The 6,941-nt window shown below is 66.7% G+C and carries 7 protein-coding genes; 3 read left to right on the top strand and 4 right to left on the bottom strand.

Going from position 1 to position 6,941, the window contains the following annotated elements; genetic code table 11:
- Window positions 1-7: 7 nt before the first annotated feature.
- Complete coding sequence (locus M1L58_RS06945; protein WP_248658318.1) at window positions 8-1,525, bottom strand: ATP-dependent DNA ligase; 1,518 nt, start codon at window positions 1,523-1,525, stop codon at window positions 8-10.
- 227 nt (window positions 1,526-1,752) lie between these two features.
- Between M1L58_RS06945 and M1L58_RS06950 the strand changes: the two genes are divergently transcribed.
- Window positions 1,753-2,325 carry a DUF3592 domain-containing protein gene (locus M1L58_RS06950; RefSeq protein WP_248658319.1) on the top strand — a complete coding sequence of 191 codons (573 nt, stop codon included), beginning with the start codon at window positions 1,753-1,755 and terminating at the stop codon, window positions 2,323-2,325.
- On the opposite strand, the gene M1L58_RS06955 is transcribed toward M1L58_RS06950, so the two are convergent.
- Window positions 2,282-3,649 (bottom strand): MFS transporter, encoded by a 1,368-nt coding sequence (locus tag M1L58_RS06955; RefSeq protein ID WP_248658320.1) that lies wholly within the window; start codon window positions 3,647-3,649, stop codon window positions 2,282-2,284. The two genes, M1L58_RS06950 and M1L58_RS06955, sit on opposite strands and share 44 nt — an antisense overlap.
- A 131-nt stretch (window positions 3,650-3,780) precedes the next feature.
- Between M1L58_RS06955 and M1L58_RS06960 the strand changes: the two genes are divergently transcribed.
- Window positions 3,781-4,386: a hypothetical protein gene (locus M1L58_RS06960; protein WP_248658321.1), complete on the top strand. Its 606-nt coding sequence runs from the start codon at window positions 3,781-3,783 to the stop codon at window positions 4,384-4,386.
- Window positions 4,387-4,457: 71 nt separating this feature from the next.
- Here the strand turns inward: M1L58_RS06960 and M1L58_RS06965 are convergent, their stop codons facing one another.
- Window positions 4,458-5,087, bottom strand: coding sequence for an MBL fold metallo-hydrolase (locus M1L58_RS06965; protein WP_248658322.1), 630 nt, complete (start codon window positions 5,085-5,087; stop codon window positions 4,458-4,460).
- Complete coding sequence (locus tag M1L58_RS06970) at window positions 5,087-6,175, bottom strand: S-(hydroxymethyl)mycothiol dehydrogenase (RefSeq protein ID WP_006868394.1); 1,089 nt, start codon at window positions 6,173-6,175, stop codon at window positions 5,087-5,089. Before M1L58_RS06970 ends, M1L58_RS06965 begins: the two co-directional genes overlap by 1 nt.
- Window positions 6,176-6,430: 255 nt before the next feature.
- Between M1L58_RS06970 and M1L58_RS06975 the strand changes: the two genes are divergently transcribed.
- Window positions 6,431-6,706 carry a DUF7218 family protein gene (locus M1L58_RS06975; protein ID WP_006868395.1) on the top strand — a complete coding sequence of 92 codons (276 nt, stop codon included), beginning with the start codon at window positions 6,431-6,433 and terminating at the stop codon, window positions 6,704-6,706.
- The last annotated feature ends 235 nt before the right edge of the window (window positions 6,707-6,941 follow it).

The raw sequence follows: 6,941 nt of genomic DNA on the forward strand, positions 1-6,941 counted from the left end.
CGCACTGCTACTTGAGGAGCGCCCGGATGGCCTCGATGCTGTCGGCGAGGTCGGGCGTCTTGTCGGGTCGGTATCGGACCACCCGTGCGAACCGGAGTGCAACGCCTCCCGGATAGCGCGAACTACGCTGCGCCCCATCGAGTTCGATCTCGACGACGATCTCCGGCCGGAGGTAGACGGTGTGTGCGTCCCGACGGGTCTCGTGCTTCGGGAACTCCTCGGTCTGCCACCGGAGGATCTCGTCGGTGAGACCCTTGAAGGTCTTACCCACCATGACGAGCTCGCCGGTCTCGGGGTCGCGGGCACCCAGGTGCAGGTTGGAAAGCCAACCGGTCCGGCGGCCCGATCCCCACTCGGCGCCGAGCACGACGAGATCGAAGGTGTGCGTGGGTTTGACCTTCTGCCAGGCCTTTCCGCGGCGCCCGGCGACGTAGAGACCGTCGAGGGACTTGACCATCACACCTTCGTGACCGTCGGCCATCGCGGCGTCGAAATGGCGCTTGGCCTCGTCGGCGGTCGGTCGGGTCACCGCGGGTATCCGCAGCTGCGGTGCGATCGAATCGATGGCGGCGAGACGCTCGGACAGCGGACGGTCGATGAGGTCGGTGCCGTCGAGGTGCAGGCAGTCGAAGAAGAACGGCTTGAGTAGACGCTCCGGCTCGCCGGCTGCAGTCGGCCCGGAGCCGAAGCGGCTCATCGTGTCCTGAAACGATCGCGGACGTCCGTCGTCGCTGAGCATGAGGGTCTCACCGTCGAGGATCACCGCGTCGCAGGGCAATCCGGCGATCACCTCGACGAGGTCGGGCACGTTGTCTGTGACGTCGCGGAGCGTGCGGGTGTAGACCGAGATATCGGAACCCTTGCGGTGCACCTGGATTCGCGCGCCGTCGAGTTTATAATCGACGACGCAGTCGGGGCCCAGGAGTTCCAGGGCGGCGTCGAGGTTGTCGGCGGGCGTGGCGAGCATCGGTTCGACACCGCGCCCCACTTCGAGGCCCACACCGGCGAGCGCCTCGGCCCCGAACCGCGCGAGGGCAGCGGTCTCCGGGAGCGAACCGGTGAGCATGTGCGCACGACGCACCGCGGTCAGCGGTTCACCGGTGACCTTGGCGATCGCATCGGTCATCACCCCCGCCAGCGCGCCCTGCCGCAACTCTCCGGTCAGCAAGGCGATCAGGAACTTCTGCTCGGGTTCGGTGGCGGCGCCGAACATCGCGGTGAGGATCTCGGCGCGGCGGGTCGTCGAACCGGGTCCGCTCGCGGCGGCGAGTTCACCGAATGCGGCGTCGACCTCGGCGACCTCGAGCGACGGCTCCTCGGCCGGTTCGGAGACCAGCTTCGACAGCGATCGCCAGCCGACCCCGAGACGGCCCTGCGGGATCTCACCGGACAGCCAGGCGACCACGATGGGCAGCTCGGCGTCGGCGGCGGTGGCCAGGAGACCGGCGAGCACCTCGGTCTTACGGGTGCGGGAACGATCGCGTGCGACATCGGAGGAGGTCCGAACCACATCGACCAGTCTCACGTCACACCCTCCCGCCTCGTCCGAGGTCGACGGTACCCCGAGCCGCCGACACTAAACTCGGGCGAACCGTACACGGATCACGGGCATGACCGATCGGGGGCAGACATGACGAGAGACAGGGTTAACCGGCCGAGCCGGACGGTCTCGGATCGGGTCATCGGCCGGATCTGCGTCGTCCTCGCTGCCATCTGCGGGGCGGGTGGGCTGGCGGTGTTCTTCCACATCGGATGGTCCCAGTCGGCCGGCAGCCCGTCCGAGTCGGCGATCCCCGAATCCGTTCCCTGGGGCTCGCGCTCCTGATCGCCTGCACCGGCCTGCTCGTGTTGTCGCACGGCGACGACGAACACGAACCTCGGATCATCGGGTGGCCGGTCGCCGGATGTCTGATCGCCGACGGGCTCGGGGCGCTCGCCTACACCGTGACGAACGAGCCTTCCGTCGTCGGCGCGACCTCGTTCATCTTGATCGGTGTCGGTGCCGCGATCGCCGCGGTGGCCGAGATGCTCGCCCGTCGGTTGTGGCGCAGACGTCGGATACGCGAGAGGGCCGCGATCTCCGGGGTGGACGTCGAGGGGACGGTGACCCACCTGAGCTCGGCCGTTCACGACGACCGCGACGTCTGGTGGGCGACGGTCTCGTTCGCCGTTCCAGACGGCACGACCTACACGACGAAGCACCTGTTCGACCACAAACCGCGGATGGGCGCACGTGTCGGGGTGAGGTACCTTCCCGATCACCCCGGCCGCGCCGTGGTGATCAGACCTTCGCGAGATCCACGGTCTTGGTCTCCCGGACGCTGAGCAGTGCGATCAGCGTCGTGCACGCGGCGACCGCGAGGTAGACACCGACCCAGCCGACGCCGAAGTCGGCCACGATCCACGTCGCGATGAACGGCGCCACCGCGGCGCCGATGATCGAGGAGACGTTGTAGGAGATACCCGAACCCGTGTAACGGACGTTGGTCGGGAAGAGCTCCGGCAGGATCGCGCTCATCGGCCCGAAGGTGAGGCCCATCAGCGTCATACCGAGGATCAAGAAGAACAGCATCCGCCCGTTGTTCATCGACGTCGGATCGAGGATCAGCGCGAAGAACAGACCGAAGACGATGATCATCGCCGTGATCACGAGGAGGAACGCGCGACGGCCGTACTTGTCGGCGAGCCGTCCGGAGACCATCACGAATCCGGCGAAGAAGAGCACGGCGACGATCTGCAGCTCGAGGAAGTCGGCGTAGCTGAACGACAGTTTCACACCCGACGCATCGGTCACCTTGCCGGTGCCGTACGAGACGATCCACGTCGTCACGATGTAGAAGAGCGTGTACGTCGCGACCATGATGAACGTGCCGGCGATCAGCTGACGCCAGCTGGTCTTGACGACCTCGGCGAGCGGGGTCTTGACCTTCTTGCCCTCTTCCACGGCCTTGGCGAACACCGGGGTCTCGGTGAGCTTGAGACGCACGTACAGGCCGATGATGACCATGATCGCACTGGCGAGGAACGGAATTCGCCATCCCCAGGTCATGAACGAGTGGTTGGAGGCCGCGGTCTTCGCGTCGAAGTCGAGACCGAAGATCAGCAGCAGGAACATGCCGTTGGCGAAGAAGAACCCGATCGGTGCACCGAGCTGCGGCCACATCGCCGCCCAGGCACGCTTGCCCTTCTCCGCGGTTTCGGTCGCGAGAAGTGCTGCGCCGGACCACTCTCCGCCGAGTCCGAGGCCCTGGCAGAAGCGCATCAGCGCGAGCAGGGCCGGCGCGAGATAACCCACCTGGTCGAAGGTCGGCAGGAGCCCGATCACGAAGGTGGCTATACCCATCGTGAGCAATGACCCGACAAGAGTCGCCTTGCGACCGATGCGGTCTCCGAAGTGGCCGAACAGGACCGAGCCGATCGGTCGGGCGACGAACGCGAGCCCGAACGTCGCGAACGACGACAGCAGCGCGGCCGTGTCGTCGCCCTTCGGGAAGAACAACACCGGGAACACCAGCACCGCGGCGGTGGCATAGATGTAGAAGTCGAAGAACTCGACACTCGTACCGACCATCGACGCGATGACGATTCGACGCCGGGGTACCGGTGGCTGTTCGGGATGGTCGATGTTGCGGACCGCGGACTCGCTCATTCGTGGCAGGCTACGCCAGACGACTCCGTCACATGATGAGGTAGTCCCGACATCGCCCCGCACCGCGCCGCGCCGGTTGGCCGGCGGACTTTGTGGGTACCCGTGCGAGGCCACGAATCGAGGAGGCCCCCATGGATACCGCAGTATGGATAATCGTCGCCGTCGTCGTCGTGATCGTCCTGCTCGCCCTTCTGGTGTTGTTCCTGCGTAAGCGTCAGGACGTCCGCCGGACGAAGGCTCACCAAATCCGCGAGAACGCGACCGGCCAGGTGTCGGAGATGCGTCAGCGCGAGGCGATCGCCGAGGAGTCCGAAGCGCGGGCACGCAAGGCCCAGGCCGAGGCCGACGCCAAGGCCGCCGAGGCCAAGCGTCTCAACGAACAGGCGCGGGCCCACGGCACGCAGGCCGCGGAGAAGCGCGACGAGGTCGAGAGCACCTTCGCCCGGGCCGACGAGCTCGATCCCGATGTCCGAGGGGACCGCGGCGACCGCGGACCGCTCGGCAACGAGCACCGTGACCCCGCCGGAAACCCGGGCCACGGAACGCCCGGCGCGGGCACGCACGGACATGGGACCCCCGGTGCGGGAACGTCCGGCGCCGGGACCGCCGGCCCCGGACATGCGGGTACCGGGACCCCGGGTACGGGCGTCCACAAGCCCGAAACCCATTCCGGCAGGCACGAATCCGGTCAACATCTGCCCGGCGGCAGTCAGCCGGGGCAACCGCGTCAACCCTGACGTGACATGACGAACCCGGCGCGGGCGGCCCGATGGCCACCCGCGCCGGATTTGTCCGTTCAGTACGCGGATCAGCTACCGCGCTTGATCCATTCCTCGAGATGCGGAGCCTCCGCGGCGACTGTCGTGCCGTCGCCGTGACCGGTGTAGACCTTGGTCTCGGGGTCGAGAGTGAAGATCTTCTCGGTGATCGAGGCGATGATCGTCGGGAAGCTCGAGTACGAGCGGCCCGTCGCGCCCGGTCCGCCCTGGAACAAGGTGTCGCCGGAGAACAGCACGCCTGCCTCGGGCAGGTGGATCACCGACGAGCCCGGCGAATGGCCGGGGGTGTTGATGATCGTCAGCTCGGTGCCGGCGATGGTCATCTTCTGCCCGTCTTCGAGATCCTGGTGCGAGACGTCGGGATGGGTGTCGTTCCACAGCATGTCGTCGCCGGGATGCAGCAGGATCGGCGCGCCCGTTGCCTCGGACAGTTCCGGTGCGACGGTGACGTGGTCGTTGTGACCGTGGGTCAGCACGATCGCCTTCACCGTGCGGTCGCCGACGCCCTCGAGGATCGGTGCCGCCGAGTGCGCGGCGTCGATGATGATGACCTCGTCGTCGTTGCCGACCAGCCACACGTTGTTGTCGACATCCCAGGTGCCGCCGTCGAGGCTGAAGGTGCCCGAGGTGACGACGTTGTCGATACGCAGCGCCGACATCAGAGTTCCACCACCGATCGCAGGACCTTGCCGGCCTCCATCGCCGAGAACGCTGCCTCGACGTCGTTGATGCCGATGCGTTCGGTGACGAACTTGTCGAGCGGGAGGCGTCCCTGCTCGTACAGGTCGATCAGCATCGGGAAGTCGCGCTCGGGCAGGCAGTCGCCGTACCACGAGGACTTCAGAGCGCCACCGCGCGAGAAGAAGTCGACGAGCGGCATCTCCAGGGTCATCTCCGGCGTCGGCACACCGACGAGGACGACGACGCCGGCGAGGTCCCGTGCGTAGAAGGCCTGCTTGTAGGTCTCCGGGCGGCCGACCGCGTCGATGACGACGTCGGCGCCGTTGCCGTCGGTGAGGTCTTGGACCGCGGTGACCACGTCGTCGACCTTCGTGCCGTCGATGGTGTGGGTTGCGCCGAGATCCTTGGCCCACTCGAGCTTGCCCGGGTCGCGGTCGATGGCGATGATCTTGGTCGCGCCGGCCAGCTTGGCGCCGGCGATCGCGGCGTCACCCACACCGCCGCAACCGATGACGGCGACCGAGTCGCCGCGGCCGACGTTGCCGGTGTTCATGGCGGCACCGATGCCGGCCATGACACCGCAACCGAGTAGACCGGCGACGGCCGGGTCGGTCTCGGGATTGACCTTGGTGCACTGCAATTCGTGGATGAGGGTCTTCTCCGCGAAGGCGCCGATACCCAGGGCCGGGGTCAGCTCGGTGCCGTCGGTGAGGGTCATCGGGACGCTGGCGTTGAAGGTGTCGAAGCAGTACCACGGACGACCGCGCTTACAGGCGCGGCACTCACCGCAGACGGCGCGCCAGTTCAGGACGACGAAGTCGCCGACCTCGACGTGGGTGACGTCCGAGCCGACCGACTCGACGACGCCGGCTGCCTCGTGGCCCAGCAGGAAGGGGTACTCGTCGTTGATGCCGCCCTCGCGGTAGGCGAGGTCGGTGTGGCAGACGCCGCAGGCCTTGATCGCCACAACGACATCACGCGCACCCGGGTCCGGGATCACGATGTCGACGACCTCCGTCGGCGACTTCTTGCTGCGCGAGATGACTCCCTTGACTGTCTGAGACATGCGTTCTGGTTCCTTCCGAAACTGCGTTGCCGGCGTTCGTGCTCGTCTGTGTTCCCAGCCGTGGCGACAGGATCCGCCCTTACCGGACACATCGTCACAACCTTATCCGTACCCGCCATGGCCGTCCACTCGTGTTCAACGCTGTTAACCACAGGTGGTCGGTCATGCAGTCGGTGACGGTCCAGGTTTGGTTGTACCCGCGACCGGGCACGCCTCGTGGGAGAACCGTTCGTGTCGACCACCAGGAGGCAGACCATGGCGGAGAAGAAGCGCGACCCGGGACCGTCGGTCAAGGACGACGAGCTGTACGAGAAGCTGCGCGACGAGGGCAACTCCAAGGAGAAGTCCGCGCGCATCGCCAACGCCGCGGCCAACAGTTCCCGGTCGGATGTGGGCAAGAGCGGCGGCAAGTCCGGGTCCTATGAGGACTGGACCGTCGACGAGCTCAAGGACCGCGCGAAAGAACTCGACATCAGCGGCTACTCCGACCTGAAGAAGGACGAGCTGATCGAGAAGCTGCGCAACCACTGAGACACCTGGACAGCACCGAAGCCGCCGGCCCAGAAGGGTCGGCGGCTTCGGCGTGTTGATGGACGATGCCGGTCAATGCGCCTCTCGGCGAGTGGCCGCTCGAAGCGGCAAAGGGTTGAGGCCCGGGGCTTGAATCCGTCACCGTCGAGCTGTTCAACTGCGACCCTCCCCGATCTATTCCGACCTGCTGACCGTGACCTCCGCCACGGCAAAACGTAGAGCGAATGCGCGCTAT

It is taken from the genome of Gordonia sp. C13 (assembly GCF_023218005.1).
GTDB lineage: Bacteria > Actinomycetota > Actinomycetes > Mycobacteriales > Mycobacteriaceae > Gordonia > Gordonia namibiensis.